Annotated in this window: 17 protein-coding genes; 3 read left to right on the top strand and 14 right to left on the bottom strand. The window is 73.0% G+C overall.

The genetic code is table 11. From position 1 onward, the window contains the following. Positions 1 to 208: 208 nt before the first annotated feature. Positions 209 to 1,075, bottom strand: a complete 867-nt coding sequence (locus C2142_RS39500; protein WP_241002428.1) for a MarR family winged helix-turn-helix transcriptional regulator — start codon at positions 1,073 to 1,075, stop codon at positions 209 to 211. A 586-nt stretch (positions 1,076 to 1,661) separates the two neighbouring features. Here C2142_RS39500 and fabG point away from each other — a divergent pair. Further along, the gene (fabG, locus tag C2142_RS07245; RefSeq protein WP_148641615.1) at positions 1,662 to 2,429 is read left to right on the top strand and encodes a 3-oxoacyl-ACP reductase FabG; all 768 of its coding nucleotides are present in this window, start codon (positions 1,662 to 1,664) and stop codon (positions 2,427 to 2,429) included. 331 nt (positions 2,430 to 2,760) lie between these two features. Next, positions 2,761 to 3,630 carry a phosphatase PAP2 family protein gene (locus tag C2142_RS07250; RefSeq protein ID WP_148642254.1) on the top strand — a complete coding sequence of 290 codons (870 nt, stop codon included), beginning with the start codon at positions 2,761 to 2,763 and terminating at the stop codon, positions 3,628 to 3,630. Here C2142_RS07250 and C2142_RS07255 read toward each other — a convergent pair. Beyond that, the gene (locus C2142_RS07255) at positions 3,581 to 3,769 is read right to left on the bottom strand and encodes an I78 family peptidase inhibitor (RefSeq protein WP_148641616.1); all 189 of its coding nucleotides are present in this window, start codon (positions 3,767 to 3,769) and stop codon (positions 3,581 to 3,583) included. The genes C2142_RS07250 and C2142_RS07255 overlap by 50 nt on opposite strands. A 101-nt stretch (positions 3,770 to 3,870) precedes the next feature. Here C2142_RS07255 and C2142_RS07260 point away from each other — a divergent pair, with 101 nt between their 5' ends. Then, positions 3,871 to 4,143 carry a DUF6343 family protein gene (locus tag C2142_RS07260; protein WP_148641617.1) on the top strand — a complete coding sequence of 91 codons (273 nt, stop codon included), beginning with the start codon at positions 3,871 to 3,873 and terminating at the stop codon, positions 4,141 to 4,143. A gap of 66 nt (positions 4,144 to 4,209) precedes the next feature. Here the strand turns inward: C2142_RS07260 and C2142_RS07265 are convergent, their stop codons facing one another. The 12 genes from C2142_RS07265 to C2142_RS07320 all read right to left on the bottom strand — a co-directional run bounded on the left by C2142_RS07265 (position 4,210) and on the right by C2142_RS07320 (position 19,390). Further along, on the bottom strand, positions 4,210 to 5,664 hold the full coding sequence (locus C2142_RS07265; protein ID WP_148641618.1) for an aspartate aminotransferase family protein: 1,455 nt from the start codon (positions 5,662 to 5,664) through the stop codon (positions 4,210 to 4,212). Beyond that, positions 5,654 to 7,564 (bottom strand): 1-deoxy-D-xylulose-5-phosphate synthase, encoded by a 1,911-nt coding sequence (gene dxs / locus C2142_RS07270; protein WP_148641619.1) that lies wholly within the window; start codon positions 7,562 to 7,564, stop codon positions 5,654 to 5,656. Before dxs ends, C2142_RS07265 begins: the two co-directional genes overlap by 11 nt. 91 nt (positions 7,565 to 7,655) lie before the next feature. Next, positions 7,656 to 8,681, bottom strand: a complete 1,026-nt coding sequence (hpnH, locus tag C2142_RS07275; protein WP_148641620.1) for an adenosyl-hopene transferase HpnH — start codon at positions 8,679 to 8,681, stop codon at positions 7,656 to 7,658. Between the two features lie 2 nt (positions 8,682 to 8,683). Beyond that, positions 8,684 to 9,376, bottom strand: coding sequence for a 1-hydroxy-2-methyl-2-butenyl 4-diphosphate reductase (locus tag C2142_RS07280; protein ID WP_148641621.1), 693 nt, complete (start codon positions 9,374 to 9,376; stop codon positions 8,684 to 8,686). Further along, on the bottom strand, positions 9,373 to 11,481 hold the full coding sequence (shc, locus tag C2142_RS07285) for a squalene--hopene cyclase (protein WP_241002429.1): 2,109 nt from the start codon (positions 11,479 to 11,481) through the stop codon (positions 9,373 to 9,375). Before shc ends, C2142_RS07280 begins: the two co-directional genes overlap by 4 nt. 7 nt (positions 11,482 to 11,488) lie before the next feature. Continuing rightward, positions 11,489 to 12,520 carry a polyprenyl synthetase family protein gene (locus tag C2142_RS07290; RefSeq protein WP_241003134.1) on the bottom strand — a complete coding sequence of 344 codons (1,032 nt, stop codon included), beginning with the start codon at positions 12,518 to 12,520 and terminating at the stop codon, positions 11,489 to 11,491. Between the two features lie 182 nt (positions 12,521 to 12,702). Then, positions 12,703 to 14,136 (bottom strand): hydroxysqualene dehydroxylase HpnE, encoded by a 1,434-nt coding sequence (gene hpnE, locus C2142_RS07295; RefSeq protein ID WP_148641622.1) that lies wholly within the window; start codon positions 14,134 to 14,136, stop codon positions 12,703 to 12,705. 142 nt (positions 14,137 to 14,278) lie between these two features. Beyond that, positions 14,279 to 15,136, bottom strand: coding sequence for a presqualene diphosphate synthase HpnD (hpnD, locus tag C2142_RS07300; RefSeq protein ID WP_148642257.1), 858 nt, complete (start codon positions 15,134 to 15,136; stop codon positions 14,279 to 14,281). 41 nt (positions 15,137 to 15,177) lie between these two features. Further along, complete coding sequence (gene hpnC / locus C2142_RS07305; RefSeq protein WP_148641623.1) at positions 15,178 to 16,149, bottom strand: squalene synthase HpnC; 972 nt, start codon at positions 16,147 to 16,149, stop codon at positions 15,178 to 15,180. A 464-nt stretch (positions 16,150 to 16,613) separates the two neighbouring features. After that, a complete protein-coding gene (locus C2142_RS07310; protein ID WP_241002430.1) occupies positions 16,614 to 17,423 on the bottom strand; it encodes an ABC transporter ATP-binding protein in 810 nt (269 codons plus the stop codon). Next, a complete protein-coding gene (locus tag C2142_RS07315) occupies positions 17,416 to 18,357 on the bottom strand; it encodes an ABC transporter permease (protein ID WP_148641624.1) in 942 nt (313 codons plus the stop codon). Before C2142_RS07315 ends, C2142_RS07310 begins: the two co-directional genes overlap by 8 nt. 187 nt (positions 18,358 to 18,544) lie before the next feature. After that, a complete protein-coding gene (locus C2142_RS07320; RefSeq protein ID WP_148642259.1) occupies positions 18,545 to 19,390 on the bottom strand; it encodes a glycosyltransferase in 846 nt (281 codons plus the stop codon). Positions 19,391 to 19,392: the final 2 nt, after the last annotated feature.

A 19,392-nucleotide genomic window follows, 5' to 3' on the forward strand; every position in this document is an offset into this window, starting at 1 on the left:
TGGCGCGGCCGTCAGGGGCGAAACGGCCGTCACACGCGGCGCGGCCGTGACACGCGATGCGGCCACCACCCCCGAAGCAGTCGTCACACACAGGAACGGCCCTCGCACCCGGGCCGGCCGTCAAGCCTGAAGGCCGCTCTCCCTCTGACGGGTCGGCGGCCTTCAGTGCGTTGGCGAATCGTTTTGGCTGGAGCTCAAAGGGCGAAGCCTAGAGCCGACCCGCCTTGGCGATCAGCGCGAGCGCGGGCTCGTGCTCGTGCTCGTCGAGCGGCGACAGCAGCAGCCGCTGGACCTGGGCGACGCCCGCGGCCGAGCGGTGCAGCAGGTCCTGACCCGCCGGCGAGAGCGACAGCAGGTTGCGCCGCCCGTCCGAGGGGTCGCGCCGACGCTGGACCAGGCCGCGCCGGACCAGCCGGCTGACCATCTCGGCCATCGTGGCCTTGTCCAGCGAGGCCAGCTCGCCGACCGTGCGCTGGTCGGCGCCCGGCTCCAGTTCGAGCGCGTCGAGCACCGCGTACTGCGGCGCCGTCAGCTCCGAACCGACGTGCTCCGACCAGAGCTTGGTGTGCACCTGCTGGCTCACCCTGATCAGGTAGCCGATCGCCCGCTGGGCGTCCAGCATCGGCCGCGCGTCGGTGAGGACGGCGACCGCAGCGGGTTCCAGCCTGGCTATCTTGGCCATCACCCGCACGATCTCCAGCTGCTCCTCCGCCGTGAGCGGCTCGAAGAGCGTGCGCTGCACGCGGACCACGCCACCCGTGGCCTCGCGCACCGCCTGTGCGCCGCTCTGCGAGAGAGCGAGCAGTTTGCGCCGGCCGTCGGCCGGGTCGCGGCGTCGCAGCACCAGGCCACGCCGGACCAGCCGGGCGACCATCTCGGCCATCGTGGCCTTGTCCAGCGACGCGCGCTCGCCGACCGTCCGCTGGTCAGCACCCGGTTCGAGGGCGAGGACCAGCAGTACGGCGAACTGCGGAGCCGTGAGATCGGCTCCGACATGTTCTGACCACAGCCTGGTGTGAACCTGCTGTGCAACGCGGATGAGGTGACCGGGCGACTGCTGCAGTCGCGCGGACACGCGGGTCGTCGGGATCTCCCCCAGCACCATGTATCCGTCCCGATGTCACACCCGGTGTGTGTGGGACACCCGGGTGGGGCAGTAACGGCGAGTGGGCGTCCCGCTATGAGGGAGGGCGCTCCAGCCGTGCAGCCGGTGGCTGCTGGCGGACACTATACAAACGGCGGGCCCTCGCTGGCAGGCGGGGGCGGATAGTAGACGCAGGTTCGGCAACATTGGCATATTTACGCGCCGTGCCGACCCGTCAGTAACCCGTTTGCAGGAGAAAGCCGACCGGTCGGTCCTTACCCTCGGTCACCTGCGACTTCCGCCCTGGCCGCGGACCTTACTCGCCGGTAGGGTATGGCCCACCCGGCGGTCCGCCCCGGGGACGGGCCCCCCGGCCCCGCGATCGGCTCCACCCACGGATCCGGTCGCGAGCGAACGACGGACGGACCGGAAGCCGCGAACGGCACCGGACCATCCATCGGGCCGGCACCGGCGAGCATCAGACCGGCACCGGAACAGCATCAGGCCGGCACCGGGCGCTCCCCGGAGCGCCACCCGAGCCACACCCGAGCCAGATCCGAGAGAGACGAGAGCGAGCATGACCGAGCAGACCACCGCCCCCAGGGTCGCCGTCGTCACCGGCGCCGCACGTGGACTGGGCGCCGCCACCGCCGAGCGCCTGGCGGCCGACGGCTACGCCGTCGCCGTCCTCGACCTGGACGAGGCGGCCGGCAAGGACACCGTCGACCGGATCACCGCCGCGGGCGGGCGGGCCGTCGCGGTCGGCGCCGACGTCTCGGACGCCACCCAGGTGCAGGCCGCGGTCGACCGGATCGTGGCCGAGCTCGGCGCCCCGGTCGTCCTCGTCAACAACGCGGGCGTACTCCGCGACAACCTGCTCTTCAAGATGTCCGAGTCCGACTGGGACACGGTCATGAACGTGCACCTGCGCGGCGCCTTCCTGATGACCCGCGCCGTCCAGAAGCACATGGTGGACGCCGGGTTCGGCCGGATCGTCAACCTGTCCTCCTCCTCCGCCCAGGGCAACCGCGGCCAGGCCAACTACTCCGCCGCCAAGGCCGGCCTGCAGGGCTTCACCAAGACGCTGGCCATCGAGCTGGGCAAGTTCGGCGTCACCGCCAACGCCGTCGCCCCCGGATTCATCGCCACCGACATGACCGCCGCCACCGCCGCGCGGGTCGGTATGGAGTTCGAGGACTTCAAGCGCGCCGCCGCCTCGCAGATCCCCGTCCAGCGGGTCGGCCTGCCCGAGGACGTCGCGCACACCATCTCGTTCCTGGCGAGCGAGGGCGCCGGATTCGTCTCCGGCCAGGTGATCTACGTGGCCGGCGGCCCCCTCGACTGAGGCACCGAACCTACACAGGGTTACCACGGAGTGGGAACCGGCCCGGCCGGTCTCCCACTCCGTTCGCTTTACCCGCCCTTTGGAAAAGATTCCTGAAGACTGTACTGATATTCGACGTAAGAATATCGGAAAAACGACCCCGAGCGAGCCGGTTCCGGTCACATAGGCACTTTACCGGAGAATTCCGAATTCCCCGGAGAATGCCGCGGACCTGCTGGGTAGGGTCACCGGCGTGCAAGCGCCGAGTGAATTGCCGGAAAACCTGACCACCCGCCGCGAGCGCCCGCGCCGCACCCCGGGGGACGTCGCCGGAGAGCCCGGCCGGCCCCCGCTGAACCGGCGGCAGGCCGGCCTGCTGGCCGCCACCTTCCTCGGCTACCTGCTGGTGGTGGCCGGTGTGCTGCTCAACAGCGCGCTGGTCGACCTCGACTGGTCGGTGCGGCTGGCCCGCCCGTACGAGCGGTGGCCCAGCCTGGAGCCGCTGCTGGACAACTGGGTGGTGGCCGGCCAGCGGGGCCCGTCCGCCATGGCCGCCTTCGCCTGGCTCGGCTGGCGCGCCCACCGGCTGCGGCGGCTGCGCCCGCTGCTGGTGATGGGCGCCGCCCTGCTGCTGCTCAACGTCACGGTCGGCGGCGTCAAGATCGTCACCGGCCGGCTCGGCCCGCACTACGCGCACTACGTCGGGTCGCCCGAGCTCTTCTCGGGCGGCACCATATTCCCGTCCGGCCACACCGCCAACGCCGTGGTCACCTGGGGCGTGCTCGCCTACCTGGCGGTCCGCTGGCGGCGCACCGGCGCGGTGCTCGCCGCCGCCACCGCCTGCTCGGTCGGGCTCACCACCGTCTACCTGGGCACCCACTGGGTCACCGACGTCCTGGCCGGCTGGGCCGCCGGGCTGCTGGTGCTGCTCTCACTGCCGCTGCTGGAGCCCGTGGTGACCGCCGCCGAGCAGCGGCTGACCGCCCGCCGGGCCCGCCGGCGCGACACCGTGAAGCCCGCCGCCCCACCACCGGCCACCCCTCAACCGGCCCCAGCCCGCTCCGGCAGAGCACGGCCGGGCAGAACACAGCCGGACGCGGCCCGGCCGCACAGAACACGGCCCGACAGGGCACGGCCGGACGCGGCCAGGCCCGCCACTCCGCGGCCGGCCGCTACCCCTCCCAGCTCCGTTCCACCACCCCGTCGCGCACCGCGAGGTTGAGCCGCCCCTCCCGGTGGTCCAAGGTCATCATCGCCCCCGGGGGCAGCACCCGGACCGATGCCCAGCCGTGCTGCCGGGCCAGTTCCTCGGCCCGGTCCACCCGCAGCCCCGCGTAGCCCTCCGCGTCCGCCTCCGTCATGGCCCCTCCCCGCCTCGTTCCCCGGACGTACGCTGGAATCGTAGACCGGAACGCCCGGGTGACCGCGGCGGAAGCAGGGCTTCAGGAGGAGGTGACCGGGCGTGCGCGCCACCACCCCCCGCCGCTGGCGGAGCGGCACCGAACCCGCCACCGCCCGCAGCGATCTCAAGCTGCGCTACCTGCTCGCCCTGACCTTCACCCCGCTGTTCGCCCTCACCACCGTGGCCTTCGCGGTCTGGGCCGCGAACGCCCCGGCCTTCGGTGCCCCCAGCCGGGGCACCCTCACCGGGTTCGCCGTGGCCTGCGGGCTCCTCACCCTGTTCGCCGCCGTCGATCTCGTCATCGTCATCCGGCGCCGCCGGACCGAGCTCTGACGCGGTATCTCCCACAGAGTGGGAAGCCGGCCTGGCCCGGCCTCCCACTCCGCCCGCGAGCGCGGCTCAGCGGTTGCCGACCGCCTGTTTCACCAGCGTGCGGCCGAAGTCCCACATCAGGCCGCTGCCCCGGTGCGCGTCGTCCATCACGTCGGTGAAGGCGTCGACGAACCGGTCGACGTCCCGCTCGGTGATGATCAGCGGCGGGATCAACTTGATCACTTCCAGGTGGTCGCCGGACACCTGGGTGAGGATCCGGTGCCGCTGAAGCAGCGGGACGACCACCATCTGCGCGAACAGCCCCTTGCGCGCCGCCTGGAGCGCCGTCCAGCCGGTCCGCAGCTTGAGCGACTTCGGGCGGCCGAACTCGATGCCGATCATCAGACCGCGGCCCCGGACCTCGGCCAGCAGCTCGTACTTGTCGACGAGCGCGGTCAGCCGCTCCCGGAAGAGGTCACCGACCCGGCGGGCGTTCTCCACCACCTTCTCGTCCCGCATCACCTCCAGGGTCGCGAGCCCGGCCGCCATCGCCTGCGCGTTGGAGCCGAAGCTGGCCGAGTGCACCAGCACCCGGTCCATCGAGGAGTAGACCTTCTCGAAGATCCAGCTCTTGCCGAGGGTCGCCCCGACCGGCACGTAGCCGCCGGAGAGCGCCTTGGCCGCACAGACCAGGTCGGGCAGCACGCCCTCCTCGTGCTGGTAGGCGAAGAACTCGCCGGTCCGGCCGATGCCGGTCTGCACCTCGTCGCAGATCAGCAGCGCCTTGTGCTCGTGCAGCAGCGCCTGCGCCGCGCGCAGCCAGCCCGGCGGCGGCGCCTGCACGCCCTTGCCCTGGATCGGCTCGACGATCAGTGCCGCGACGTCGCCCCGCTTCAGCTCCTTGGCCAGCGCCCCGAGATCGCCGAGCGGGATGGCGGTGTCCGGCAGCAGCGGGTCGAAGCCCTTGCGGAAGCCGCTCTCGCCGTTGACCGAGAGCGAACCGGTGGTCAGCCCGTGGAACGCGTGGTCCGCGTAGAGCACCCGCTTGCGCCCGGTGGCGTAGCGGGCGAACTTCAGCGCCGTCTCGACCGCCTCGGTGCCGCTGTTGCCGAAGAAGACGCGGTCCAGCCCGGGTGCGTGGGCGAGCAGCCGCTCGGCCAGCAGGCCGGGCAGCGGCGAACAGTCGAAGCGGACGAGGTCGGGCAGGTCGAGGTCCATCACCTGCTGGATCGCCGAGCGCACCACCGGATGGTGCCGGCCCAGCGCGAAGATGCCGAAGCCGGCCAGCATGTCGAGGTACTCGTTGCCCTCGGCGTCGTAGAAGTACGGGCCCTGGGCGCGCTCGTAGTACTTGTCGAAGCCGATGGTGTGCAGCATCCGCGGCAGCTGCGGGTTGAGGTAGCGGCTGTGCAGCTCGTAGCGTTCCGCACCGCGTTCGGCGATCAGGGCGGCGAGGTCGAAGCGGGCTCCGGCACGGGCCTCGGTGCCGGCCTCGAAGCGGGCCCCGGTACGGGCGTCGGGTGCGTCTGGGTCAGCCGGCATGGCGCTGGTTCGCTCCTCGGGTCGGTAGCAGGTTCTTGGCGAAGGCGGCGGTCTGGGCGGCGACCCCGGTGCCGGTCAGGCCGGTCTCCTCCAGGATCTCGCCGCGGGCGGCGTGCCCGAGGAACTCCTGCGGCAGGCCGAGCACCCGGACGGGGACGTCCACGTCGGCGTCCCGCAGCGCCTGGGCGACGGCGGCGCCGACACCGCCCGTCCGGCCGTTGTCCTCGACCGTGACGACCAGCCGGTGTGCGGCGGCCAGCGCGGGCAGCGCCGGATCGACCGGCTTGACCCAGCGCGGGTCGACGACGGTCGCGGTGAAGCCCTCGGCGAGCAGCAGTCGCGCCGCGTCCAGCCCGGCGGCCGCGGTCGTGCCGACGGCGACCAGCAGGATCTCGGGCAGCTCCCCGGTGCGCAGCAGCACGTCCACGCCGCCGATCCGCTCGACGGCCGGGACGGCCGGGCCGATGTCGGCCTTCGGGAAGCGCACCACGGTCGGCGCGTCCGCCACCTCCACCGCCTCGCGCAGCTGCGCGCGCAGCTGGTCGGCGTCGCGCGGGGCGGCCAGCCGGAGGCCGGGGACGACCTGGAGGATCGACATGTCCCACATGCCGTTGTGCGAGGCGCCGTCCGGGCCGGTCACCCCGGAGCGGTCCAGCACGAAGGTGACGCCGAGCCGGTGCAGGGCGACGTCCATCAGCACCTGGTCGAAGGCCCGGTTGAGGAAGGTGGCGTACACGGCGACCACCGGGTGCAGCCCGCCGGTGGCCAGCCCGGCCGCGCTGGTGACGGCGTGCTGTTCGGCGATCCCGACGTCGAAGATCCGCTCGGGGTACGCCTTGGCGAACTTGGCCAGTCCCACCGGCTGGAGCATCGCCGCGGTGATCGCCACCACGTCCGGCCGGTCCGCGCCGAGCGCGAGCATCTCGTCGCCGAAGACGGACGTCCAGGAGACGCCGCCGCTGGGCGAGACGGGCAGGCAGGTGTACGGGTCGATCGGCCCCACGGCGTGGAACCGGTCCGCCTCGTCCTGCTCGGCCGGCCGGTAGCCGCGGCCCTTGACGGTCAGGCAGTGCACGATCACCGGCCCGCCGAAGCCGCGCGCCTGCCGCAGGGCCTGCTCCACGGCGGCGAGGTCGTGGCCGTCGATCGGGCCGAGGTACTTCAGCCCGAGGTCCTCGAACATGCCCTGCGGGGCGAAGGCGTCCTTGAACCCCTTCTTGGCGCCGTGCAACGCGTCGAAGATCGGCTGCCCGACCAGCGGGGTGCGCTGGAGCGCCCCCTTGCCGAGGGCGAGGAAGCGCTCGTAGCCCTGGGTGGTGCGCAGCGTGGCGAGGTGGTTGGCGAGGCCACCGATGGTCCTGGCGTACGAGCGCTCGTTGTCGTTGACGACGATGACCAGCGGCCGGTCCCGCGCCTCGGCGATGTTGTTGAGCGCTTCCCAGGCGAGCCCTCCGGTGAGCGCGCCGTCGCCGATGACCGCGACGGTCTGCCGGTCGTGCTGGCCGAGCAGCCGGGCCGCCTTGGCGAGGCCGTCGGCGTAGGAGAGGGCGGTGGAGGCGTGCGAGTTCTCGACCAGGTCGTGTTCGGACTCGGCGCGCGACGGGTAGCCGGAGAGCCCTCCCCTGCTGCGCAGTCCGGAGAAGTCCTGGCGGCCGGTGAGCAGTTTGTGGACGTAGCTCTGGTGGCCGGTGTCCCAGACGATCCGGTCGTAGGGCGAGTCGAAGACCCGGTGCAGGGCGATGGTCAGCTCGACCACGCCGAGGTTCGGGCCGAGGTGGCCGCCGGTCCTGGTGACGGCGTCGATCAGGAACTCGCGGATCTCGTCCGCGAGGAGCGGGAGGTCGGCGGCCGGGAGCTTCCGCAGGTCGGCCGGGGACTTGACGCTGGAGAGCAGTGACATGTGTTCACCTCACGACTCGGAGCGGTGCGGTGGCCCCCCTGGGCGGGACCGCCCGGCACGGGAGGCTGCTCCCGTGCCGGGCGGGGTGCGGTCAGTGGCCGCGGTTGGCGCCGATGGTCTCGGTGACGGCGCGCAGCGACTCCTTGAGGGAGCCCATGGTGGCGAGGACGGCGGTCGGCTCGTAGCCGCAGTGCGCCATGCAGTTGGCGCAGCGGGCGTCCTTGCCGCGGCCGTACTTCGACCAGTCGGTCTTCTCGATCAGCTCGCGGTACGTGGGCACGTACCCGTCGGCCATCAGGTAGCAGGGGCGCTGCCAGCCGAACAGCGAGTAGTTGGGGATGCCCCAGGCGGTGCACTCGAAGTCGACCTTGCCCTCCAGGAAGTCAAGGAAGAGCGGGCTGTGGTTGAGGCGCCAGCGCCGCCGGTTGCCGCCGGCGAAGGTCTTGCGGAAGAGCTCCCTGGTCTGCTCGACGCCGAGGAAGTGCTCCTGGTCGGGGGCCTTCTCGTAGGCGAACGCCGGGGAGATCATCATCTCGTCGACCTTGAGCTCGTCGTTGAGGTAGTCGAGCACGTCGATGATGGTCTGCGGGGTGTCGGTGTTGAAGAAGGTGCTGTTGGTGGTGACCCGGAAGCCCCGCCGCTTGGCCTCCCTGATCGCCTCGACCGCCTCGTCGAAGGTGCCCTCCTTGGCCACCGAGGCGTCGTGCCGCTCGCGCAGCCCGTCGATGTGCACGGTGAAGGTGAAGTAGGGCGAGGGCTTGAACTTGTCCAGCTTCTTGCGCAGCAGCAGCGCGTTGGTGCAGAGGAAGACGTACTTGCGGCGCTCGACGAGCTGCCGGACGATCTCGTCGATCTGCGGGTGCATCAGCGGCTCGCCGCCTGCGATCGAGACCATCGGGGCACCTGACTCCAGCACCGCGCCGACCGCCTGGGCGACCGGCATCCGCTGCTTCAGCACGCCCGCCGGGTGCTGGATCTTGCCGCACCCCTCACAGGCCAGGTTGCAGGCGAAGAGCGGTTCCAGTTCGACGATCAGCGGGAACTTGTCCCGCCGCTTGAGCTTCTGCTGCATGAGATAGGTGCCGACTCGCACGGTCTGGCGCAGCGGCATGGCCATGGCTAGCTCGCCTCCTGAGGGAGCGTCGAGGATGTGGGTTGGTTGGTGCTGCCGGGTGCCGGACGGCTCCGGGCCGGGCGGTGCTGTTCGTGCCAGTCGACCAGTGCGGGCACGGTGGCCCGCAGGGTGCGCCAGGCCCGGACGCCGGCCGGCAGGGTGCCCGGGCGCAGCAGTTCGTGCTCGGGGGTGTCGACCACCACCCGCAGGACGGCCGCGGGCATGGCCGGGCGGAGCTCCTGGAGGGCGGCGAGGACGGCGGCGGCCTCCATGTCGACGGCGAGCGCCCCCTGGAGGTGCAGGGCTCGCCGCTCCAGGCCGCGCACCACGTGGTCGGCGGTGTGGTGCACGCCGGTGTGGGCGGTCAGCCCGCGGACCTTGAGGGCGCGGGTGAGCTCCGGGCCGGAGTCGACCGCGAAGAGGTTCCCCTCGGCATTGCGCACCCCGTCCGCGACGATGACGTCTCCGGGCGCCATCCCCGGTGCGACGGCCGCGCCGAAGCCGGCCACCACGACGGCCCCGTAGCCGCCGGGGGCCGAGGTGAGCAGCCGTCGGACGGCGTGCGAGGCCCTTCGGCGGCCCACGCCGGTGCGCACCAGCACCGGCGGACCGCCGGCCGCGCCGCGCCAGTCCCCTCCGCGCAGGGCCCAGACCTCGGGGCCGAGCGCGCAGAGCACCAGCAGGGGGGCACGGTTCACCGGGGCACCCCGATCGCCGGGGTGCCCGCGGCAGGAGTGGCCTTGCCGGTGGCGGGGCTGCCGTGCAGGTAGCGGCCGAGCGCGGTGACCGGGAAGACCAGCCGGTACAGGTGGTAGTTGATGGAGAAGTCCCACGGGAAGCCCGTCCCGGTGAACTGCGGCTCGTCCCACGTCCCTTCGGGCAGCTGGGTGCGGACCAGCCAGTCGACCCCGCGCTCGACCGCCGGGTTGGCCCGGCCGTCCGGGCCCTCGCCGGCCGCGAGCAGCGCCATCAGCGCCCAGGCGGTCTGCGAGGCGGTGGAGTCGCCGCGCCCGGCCCAGCGGGCCGGGTCCTCGTAGGAGCGCATGTCCTCGCCCCAGCCGCCGTCGGTGTTCTGCCGGTCCTCCAGCCAGCGGACGGCGCGGCGGATCGCGGGGTGCTCGTCCGGCACGCCGGCCGCGACAAGGGCGGGCAGCACCGAGCCGGTGCCGTAGATGTAGTTGGTGCCCCAGCGGCCGAACCAGGAGCCGTCGGCCTCCTGGTTGCGCAGCAGCCACTCCACTCCGCGGCGGGTGCGCGGGTCCCTGCCCTTGCCGACCTCGGCGAGCATCTCCACCACGTGGGCGGTGACGTCCGCGGACGGCGGGTCGACCACCTCGCCGAAGTCGCAGAACGGCAGCTTGTTCGGCAGGGTGCTGGTGTTGTCGACGTCGAAGGCGCCCCAGGCGCCGTTCTTGGACTGCATGCCGAGGTTCCAGCCGACGCCCCGATCGACCGCGCCGGTCACCTTGGCGGGGTCGGGGTGGTCGACCCGGCGGAGTGCGAGCACCACCTCGGCGGTGTCGTCGATGTCGGGGTAGGTGTCGTTCTCGAACTCGAAGGCCCACCCGCCGGGGGCCAGCGAGGGCCGCTGGACGGACCAGTCGCCGCGGCGGGTGATCTCCTCGGCGAGCATCCAGTCGACGGCGGAGACCAGTGCGGGGTGGTCGGCCGGCACGCCGGCGTCGGCCAGCGCGATGGTGGCCAGGCAGGTGTCCCAGACCGGGGACTGGCAGGCCTCCAGCCAGCGCCGGCCGTCCTCGGTGTGCACCGTGAACCGGTCGAAGGAGGAGAGCCCGGCCTGCATCACCGGGTGGTCGAGCTCGTAGCCCTCCAGGTGCAGGGCGATCAGCGAGTAGACCGCGGGCGGCTGGATGCCGCCCCAGCAGCCGTCCGCCTCCTGCCGCTCGACGATCCAGCGGCAGGCCTGGGAGAGGGCGAGCCGGCGCACCGGGCGCAGCGCCCGGTGGTGGTAGGCGTGCAGCACCTTGTCCAGGCGTTCGAAGAGGCCGTCCCAGGTGGTGGCGCGGGCGAGCGGGCGCTCGGGGAAGGGCTGGTCCGGGTCGGTGTGCAGCTCGGTGAGCGGGAAGGGCGCGGGGCGAACCGGGCGGTGGGCCGAGACGATGGTCAGCGGCACGATGGTCTGCCGGGCCCAGCAGCCGAAGGCGTAGATGTTCAGCGGGAGCCACTTGGGCACGAAGATGATCTCGGGCGGCATCTCCGGCAGCCGCTCCCAGGGCCACCAGCCGAAGAGGGCGAGCCAGATCCGGGTGAAGACCCGGGCCGCCGCGATGCCGCCGGCGGACCGCACGTAGCGGGCGGCGGCCGCCATGTGCGGGGCGTTGGGGTCGTCGCCGGCCAGTTTGAGGGCGACGTAGGCCTCGACGGTCGTGGAGAGCTCGGCCGGTCCGCCGTGAAAGGTGGACCAGGTGCCGTCCTCCCGTTGTTGGGAGCGGATCCACTCGGCGGTGGCCTTGGTCTGCTCCTCCGTCCGGATCCCGAGGAACTGTCGGAGCAGTAAGTCCTCGGCGTCCATGGTGACGTTGGTTTCGAGGTCACCCTTCCACCAGCCCTCGGAGCTCTGGAGTGAGAGCAGGTGGGTGGTGGCGCGGGCCAGTGCCTCCTCGGCGGAGGCCGGTCCGTGCTGTTGCTCGTCGGGGTGGTCGGGGTGGTCGGCCGGGCCGTCCGGGTCGGCCCCCGCGGGCTGCCACCGCCCGGCACTCAGCAGCGCCGGGGGGCGGTCGCCCACCGCGACCGGCTCGGAATCGTACTCAGGGTCGAGCCGGCCGTCCGCGGTTGCTGTCAACGTAACGTCACCTCTCTCGTACCACCACGAATTCGGCGAGCGCGACGAAGTGCTCGCGCACCACGTCGGGCATGGGCACCTCGTCCAGGGCGGCGAGGGCAGTCGTGTGCTGGCGGCGGGCCTCCTCCTGTGTCCAGGCGCGGCCTCCGGCCTGCTCGATCAGGGCGGCGCGGGCGGCCAGCTCGGGCTCGCTCTCCTCGCCGCGGCCCTTCGGGTCGGCCAGTTCCTCGGCGAGCCGGCGGGACGCGGCGCCGCCCTCGGCGAGGGCGGCGGCGACCGGCAGGGACTTCTTGCGCTGGCGCAGGTCGCCCCAGTGCGGCTTGCCGGTGACCTCGGTGGCGCCCCAGATGCCGAGCAGGTCGTCCACCGCCTGGAAGGCCAGGCCCAGGTGGTGGCCGTAGCGCTGGAGGGCGTCCGAGACGCGGTCGTCGGCGCCGGCCAGGACGGCGCCGATGGCGGAGGCGGCGGCGAGCAGGGCCGCGGTCTTGCCGCCCTCCATCTCCAGGCACTCGGCGACGGTGACGCTGTCGCGCTGCTCGAAGGCGACGTCCCTGGCCTGCCCGTCGATGAGCCCGCGGGTGGCGGTGGTGAGCAGCCGGACGGCGCGCGCGGCGTCGGCGGCGCTCGCCCCGCCGCTCACACCGGCGTCGAGCAGCACCTCCGTACCGAGTGTCGCCAGGGCGTCGCCGACCAGGATCGCCTGGGCCGGTCCGAAGACCGTCCAGGCGGTGGCCCGGTGCCGTCTGGTCTCGTCACCGTCCATCAGATCATCATGGAGCAGGGAGAAGTTGTGCACCAGTTCAACGGCCACTCCCCCGGGCACACCGGCCTCGGCCGGAGCGCCGACGGCCTGGGCGGAGAGCAGCGCCAGGGCCGGGCGGACGGCCTTGCCGCCGTCCCCGGCGGCGGGCGTGCCGTCCCGGTCGATCCAGCCGAAGTGGTAGGCGGCGACGGTGTCCATCGGTGCGGCCAGGCGCGCGGCGGCGGCCTTCAGCGGCGGGGTGCAGAGCTCGCGGCTGAAGGCGAGCAGCTCCGGCACCGAAACCGGTTCGGCGTGCGCCGTGCCTCCGACGGCAGTGCCGGTGCGTGACTCCACGTGCGTTCCCTCTCCCTGGTGGTGCCGGGCCGCACGGGACGGCCGGGCGCTGGCGATGTCGATGAGACCGGTGCGGACGGCGGGGCCGGCGGCTCTCGCGGGGTCACCGGCGGCGGGGCCCCGCGTCACCTGGGCCACCTCCCGTCGCCGCGGTCCACGGGAAGGTGGGTGCCGGCGGCGGCGAGCGCGGCATCGGCCGCGGCGTGGCCGCTGCGGACGGCGCCCTCCATGGTCGCGGGCCACCCGGTGGCCGTCCACGCGCCGGCCAGCAGCAGGCCGGGGACCTTCGTCCGGGCGGTCGGGCGCAGGGCCGCGGTGCCCGGCGCCGGGTCGAACGTGGCGGTGCGCTCGCGGGTGACGAAGAAGTCCAGTACCCCGGCCCCGCCGGCGGCGGGAAGCAGCCGGGCCAGCTCCGGCAGGTAGCGGCGGCGCAGCTCCGCGACGGGCAGGTCGATCTCGTCCTGGACGGCGGACTGCGAGAGCGCCAGGTACTGGGCGCCGGGGTGGGCCCGGCCCAGCTCGGTGCCGGCCAGGCCGGAGTGCGCGGTGCGGTCGAAGACCCACTGCACCGGCGAGCCGAGCGCGGCGAAGAAGGGGCGGCGCAGCACCTTGCGGTCGTAGACGACGTGCACGTTGAGGATCGGTGCGGTGCCGAAGCCGGCGAGCCGGTCCTGGCCGTCGACGGCGTCCGGCGGCAGCAGGGCGGCCGCGGTGTCCTGGGCGCCGGCCAGCACCACGGTGTCGGCGGTGAGGAGCTCGCCGCCCTCCAGCCGGACGGCGTGCTGCGGGCTGGCGGGCTTGAGCTCGGCGACGCGGGCGCGCAGCAGCACCTTGACCCCGGCGCGCTCCAGCTCGGCGAGCGCCCGGTCGTGGTGGATCGTGCCGAGCGGGACGGCGGCCGTGCCGATGTCGGAGGCCCCCGGGTCGGAGAGCAGGCCGGTCTTGAAGACCATCGCGGCCAGCGCCAGCGACACCTGGTCGGCGCGGGCGTTCAGGGTGGCGACGCCGACGAGGTCCCAGAGGGCGGCGATGGTCCGCGCGTTCTGGCCGTTGCCGCGCAGCCAGTCGCCGAACGAGACGGCGTCCAGTGCCGGGTCGGCGAGGTCGAGGCTCTGGAGGGCCAGTGCGCCGCGGACCACCCGGGCCCGGTCGGCCGGGCCCAGGTGCGGGTAGCGGGCCAGGCTGCCCGCCAGGTGCAGCGGGACGGGCAGGCCGGCCCGGCGGAGCCGGCCGAGCGTGCGCACCGGCGCCCCGGCGGGCCCGGAGACCCCGAGCACCGGGACGTCGAGCCGGTCCTGGAGGTGGACCAGCCGGGCCGCGCCGAGCCGGTCGAGCAGGCCGCGGTAGGCGGTGCAGCAGCGCAGGTAGACGTGCTGGCCGTTGTCGACGGTCAGCTCGCCGCGTTGGAAGGAGAAGGCCAGCCCGCCCAGCCGGGGGCGGCCCTCGACCAGGGTGACCCGGTGGTCGGCCTCGGCCAGCCGCAGCGCGGCGGTGATGCCCGCCAGGCCGCCGCCGACCACAACGGCGGCCGGGCGCGCGGCATCGGCTCGCCCGGTCATCGGCCCTCCCCCTCGTGTCCGGCGCCCGGCCTCGTCCCGGCCGGGGCGCTCGTGGTCGACTTCGTGTCCGTCGCGGTGGACAACACCGGCCCACCCATCAGTGATTCCCCGCTGACACAGCGTGACAGAACTGCCGTGAGAATCAAGAACGCCCCCCGGCGAGCCCGGAAAGGGCGACGTACGCCTTCTCCCAGCCCGGCAGTGAGACCCGGCCGCGCAGGACCGACTCCGGGTCGGCGGCGATCCGGCCGAGCAGCCGGTGGTAGATGCCGGCCATCGCCGCGGTGCAGGCCCGGCTGCGGCGGTCCAGCATCGGCAGCAGCCGCAGGCCCTCCTCGAAGGCCGCCTGGGCCCGCGCGGCCTCGAACGCCACCAGACCGGTGAAGTCCGCGCCGACCGGCGGTTTGGGCAGCGCGAAGCCCTGCTCGCAGCCGAACCGGACGAGGTCCTCGGCGGGCAGGTACGTCCGGCCGTTCAGGGCGTCCTCACGCAGGTCGCGCAGGATGTTGGTGAGCTGGAGGGCCAGGCCCAGGGTGTCGGCGTACTGCGCGCCGCGCTCCGGGTCGTCGCAGCCGTACACGCCGAGCGAGAGCCGGCCGATCGCGCCCGCGACGCAGCGGCAGTAGACCTGGAGCTCCTCGTACGTCTGGTACTCGGCGCCCTTGAGGTCCATCTCGACGCCGTCGATCAGCTCGTCGAAGCCGCCGAGCGGGATCGGGAAGCGCCGGGCGGCGTCCGCCAGGGCGACCTTGATCGGGTCGGTGTCGTCCTCGGCGACCCGTCCGGTGCGGACCTCGTCCAGCAGCTCGCGGGTGCGCAGCAGTGCCTCGGCCTTGCGGTCGGCGGGGAGGTCCCCGTCGCCGATGTCGTCGACCCGGCGGGCCAGGGCGTACAGGGCGGACATGGCCAGCCGCTTCGGCTCCGGCAGCAGGCGGATGCCGTAGCTGAAGTTGCGGGCCTGCAGTCCGGTGACCGCCTCGCAGTACCGGTACGCCGCCATGACCTGTGCCGACGCCAGTGGTGATGCCGCCACTCGGGCGTTCACCTTCCCTTCGCGAAGATTGCCGCCGCCTTCGCTGCGAGGCGGCGCTTGTCCGGCTTCGCCTGCTGGGCGAGCACGTCGTACCCGGCGTCCTCGATGGCTGCCAGGGCCGCGTACCCGCCGGCGGTGAATCCCGCCAGGAGCAGTCGGAGCCTCCCCCGAACCGTACCTACCAATGGCGCGCCGCGGTCGAGCAGGGTGCGGGCCCGAGCGGCCTCGAAGGCGATCAGCTCCCGGACGGCGCCGTCGGCGCTCGGGGCGGCGAGGTCCTCCTCGGTGACGCCGAACCGGGCCAGGTCCTCGGCCGGGAGGTAGATCCGGCCGCAGGCGAGGTCCTCGGCGACGTCCTGGAGGTGCTCGACCACCTGGAGGGCGGTGCAGACGGCGTCGGAGAGTTCGATCCGCTCCGGGGTGGAGACGCCCGCGATGGACAGCACCAGGCGGCCCACCGGGTCGGCGGAGAGCGTGCAGTAGCCGAGCAGGTCCTGGTAGGTGGCGTAGCGGGCGGTGGTCTGGTCCACCCGGTTGGCCTCGATCAGCCGGCGGAACGGCTCCGGGGTCAGCCCGTGCCGGTCCACCAGCGGGACGAGGGGGCGCAGCAAGGGGTGCCTGGGGGCCTCGGCGGTGCCGGGGTGCAGGGCGGCCTCGAACACCCGGTCGAGGTCCCGCTCCAGCCCGTCGAGCAGCGCGAGGCGGAAGGCCGTCTCGGCCGGACCCGGCGGGCCCGGCTGGGCCGAAGGAGTGGTCGCGGGGGCGTCCCCGGGGGTGCCGGGGGGCCGCTCGTCGATCCCGAGCAGGCGGGCGGCGCCGGCCGGGTCGGCCAGGTCGCCGTCGCCGACGTCGTCCACCAGGCGGGCGAAGCCGTAGACGGCCATCAGGTCGCCGCGCCAGGCCGCGGGCAGGAAGAAGGGGGCGACCGGGAAGTTCTCCGCGCTCGCCTTGTCCAGCGTCACCCCCGCTGAACGGTCCACTGGCTCACTACTGGGCTGGGCCGAAGCCGACACTGATGTCACTCCCCCGTTCTACACCGCTCGGTACGACCGGCCCGAGTCGGACACGCGTCCGATACCGGGAGTCCCGTCCGGCACACCACCCCCGCGACTTACAGCCTTGCACCACCGACCGCGCCGGGAAAGAGCGCCCCACCCGGCGCGCGGGGCGCTCACCCGCCCGGCGGCGGGCCACCCGGGGCGCTCCGGGGGTGCGCAGGGGCGCACGAGGGGGGCGCTCCGGCAGCCTCCGGGGCCGTTCACGGGGGCACCACAGGGGCACCACGGGGGGCGGGGCCGGGGAGGCGGGGTCCGGGCCTCCGGAGGGCCGGGGAGACGGCACGGAGCCCGCGGCGCGGGGCAGGGAGGGGCGGGCCGGGCACGACGGAGGGCCGGCGGCCGGGCTGCCCCGGGCCACCGGCCCTCCGTCGCGGGTCAAAAAGGCGCTACGGCCGCTCGCCGCGCTCGTAGCGGCCCACGACCTCGTCGGTCGGGCCGTCCATCACCAGCTCGCCGGCCTCGATCCAGATGGTCCGCTCGCAGACCTCGCGGATCGAGTTGTTGTCGTGGCTGACCAGGAAGACCGTACCGGCGGACCCGCGCAGCTCGTCGATCCGCTTCTTGCTGCGCTGCTGGAACGCCTGGTCGCCGGTGGCCAGCGCCTCGTCGATCAACAGCACGTCGTGGGTCTTCGCCGCCGCGATGGAGAACCGCAGGCGGGCGCCCATGCCGGAGGAGTAGGTGCGCATCGGCAGGGAGATGAAGTCGCCCTTGTCGTTGATGCCGGAGAAGTCGACGATCTCCTGGTAGCGCGCCTTCACCTGGGCGGGCGTCATGCCCATCGCCAGGCAGCCGAGGATGACGTTGCGCTCACCGGTGAGCTCGTTCATCAGGGCCGCGTTGACGCCCAGCAGCGAGGGCTGGCCGTTGGTGTAGATGCCGCCCTTCTCGGTCGGCAGCAGACCGGCGATGGCGGCGAGCATGGTCGACTTGCCCGAGCCGTTGGAGCCGATCAGGCCGATCGCCTCGCCCTTGTAGGCGGTGAAGCTGATGCCCTTGACCGCGTGCACCTCGCGCACGCCGGCGCCGCGCTTGCGGCTGAGGATGCGGCTCACCGCGGAGGTGGCGCTGCCCTTGCCGGAGCCGGCGCCGTGCACCCGGTAGACGATGTGCACGTCGTCGACGACGACGGTGGGTTCGCGGGCCACGTCGGTGTCCTGCACGGCCCGGCCCTTTCGCAGATCGGTGTCAGCCACGGCCGTACTCCTCCTCGGCCTTCCAGAAGAAGACGTATCCGATCACGAACATCGCGATGGCCCAGCCGATGCCGTAGAGCCACTGGTGCGGCGGGAGCACCTGGTGCTGGGGGATGTGCTTGTTGTAGATGACGGGCGCGAAGGCGTGCCGGACCAGGTCCATGTAGACCGACGCCGGGTTGAGCTGCATCACCTTCTGCCAGACCGGCGGCCAGCCGTTGATCTTGTCCTGGATGCTGAACATCACGCCGGACAGGAACATCCAGGCCCGCATCGCGAACGGGATCAGCTGCGAGATGTCGCTGGTCTTGGCACCGATCCGCGCCATGACCAGGGCCACGCCGGTGTTGAACATCGACTGCAGGAGCAGCGCCGGGAGCACCGCCAGCCAGGTCCGGCCCGGGGAGATCCCGCTGGCCAGCACCACACCGACCAGCACCACCATCGAGATCATCAGCTGCTGGAGCTGGATCACGGTGAAGGCGATGGGCAGCGAGGCCCGCGGGAAGTGCAGCGCGCGGATCAGGCCGAGGTTGTCGGAGATCGCCCGGGTGCCGGACTGGACCGCGTTCTGGGTGAACTGGAAGACGAAGACGCCGATGCAGAGCCAGGCGGTGTAGGTTCCGGCCGGGAAGCCGTCCTTGCTCTTCAGGATCACACCGAAGACCAGGTAGAACACCGCGCAGTTGAGCAGCGGGGTCACCACCTGCCAGAGCTGGCCGAGCTTGGCGTCGGTGTACTGGGCCACCAGGCGGGCGGTGGCGAAAGCCCAGATGAAGTGCCGCCGGGCCCAGAGCTGCTTGGTGTAGGCGATGAGGCCCGGCCGTCTGCCGCTCACTGCCAGACCGTACTTGTCCGCAAGCTGCTTGGGGGTCAGGCCCGCGTCTGCCCCCCTCGGGGCTGAGAGGCTGACGGGTTCACTCACTGTCGACACATTCGTCCTTCGCGCGGGATCGGGTCGGGGCGGGCCGGTCGGCGGGGGTCCGCCGGCCTTGCGCCGAGGGGGATCCACTGGGATCACGGGGGGAATCCGGCCGGTGTGTGGCCACCGGCCGCAGCGATCGGCCGACCGCACGGCTGTGCAACCGTGCGGTCGGCCGGCCGTATGGTCATCGGACAGGTCAGATGACCGGTGGCCGGCCCAGCCTGGTCAGTCGCCAAACGGTACGCCATCGCATGGGCCGCCGCGTACCGCAGGGTTCGCGCCAGCCCGCCCGGAACCCGCCCCACCAGGCCTTGAGCGCCTCCGGGGAGGGGCGGCGGGCCAGGGTGAGCAGGAACCAGGTTCCCAGGTAGAGAGGCATGAACAGGGCCGGAAGGTTCCGTCGGGCAAGCCAAACCCTGTTGCGGGCCACGTTGTGGAAGTACGAGGCGTGCCGGGCGGGCGAGGTGGTCGGGTGGTGCAGGACCACGTCCGCCCGGTAGTCGATGGCCCAGCCGGCGTCCAGCGCGCGCCAGGCGAGGTCGGTCTCCTCGTGCGCGTAGAAGAACTCGGCGGGCAGCTGGCCGGCCTGCTCGAACACCGCGCAGCGCACGGCGCTGGCACCGCCCAGGAAGGTGGTCACCCGGGAGGAGCGCAGCGGGTCGCTGGCGCGCAGCCGGGGGACGTGCCGGCGCTGGGTGACACCGGTGTCCGGGTCGGCGATCCGGAAGCTGACGATGCCGAGCTCCGGGTCGCCGGTGAACGCCTCGCGCAGCAGCCGGGCGGAGTCGGTGCCCGGCAGCCGGCCGTCATCGTCCAGGAAGAGGACGGCGTCGACGTCCCGGCCGTCCTTGCCGAACAGCTCGATGCCGACGTTGCGGCCGCCCGGGATGCCGAGGTTCTCCGGCAGCTCGACGGCCCGCACGTCCGCCGGGAGCGCCGGCAGCGGGGCGCCGTTGGCGACCACGGCCAGCTCCACCGCGGGGCCCTCCTGGGCGCGGACGGACTCGATCAGGGCGTTCAGCTCGTCCGGGCGGTTGCCCATGG

Origin of the sequence: Streptomyces sp. CB01881, from assembly GCF_002953255.1 — a bacterium.
Lineage (GTDB): Bacteria > Actinomycetota > Actinomycetes > Streptomycetales > Streptomycetaceae > Kitasatospora.

What these genes read in the sequence shown, in the direction of transcription:
- dxs (WP_148641619.1), bottom strand. Translation starts at nt 7,564, where the DNA reads ATGTCACTGCTCTCCAGCGTCAAGTCCCCGGCCGACCTGCGGAAGCTC.
- C2142_RS07320 (WP_148642259.1), bottom strand. Translation starts at nt 19,390, where the DNA reads ATGGGCAACCGCCCGGACGAGCTGAACGCCCTGATCGAGTCCGTCCGC.
- hpnD (WP_148642257.1), bottom strand. Translation starts at nt 15,136, where the DNA reads ATGGCGGCGTACCGGTACTGCGAGGCGGTCACCGGACTGCAGGCCCGC.
- fabG (WP_148641615.1), top strand. Translation starts at nt 1,662, where the DNA reads ATGACCGAGCAGACCACCGCCCCCAGGGTCGCCGTCGTCACCGGCGCC.
- hpnH (WP_148641620.1), bottom strand. Translation starts at nt 8,681, where the DNA reads ATGGCCATGCCGCTGCGCCAGACCGTGCGAGTCGGCACCTATCTCATG.
- hpnE (WP_148641622.1), bottom strand. Translation starts at nt 14,136, where the DNA reads ATGACCGGGCGAGCCGATGCCGCGCGCCCGGCCGCCGTTGTGGTCGGC.
- C2142_RS07265 (WP_148641618.1), bottom strand. Translation starts at nt 5,664, where the DNA reads ATGCCGGCTGACCCAGACGCACCCGACGCCCGTACCGGGGCCCGCTTC.
- C2142_RS07255 (WP_148641616.1), bottom strand. Translation starts at nt 3,769, where the DNA reads ATGACGGAGGCGGACGCGGAGGGCTACGCGGGGCTGCGGGTGGACCGG.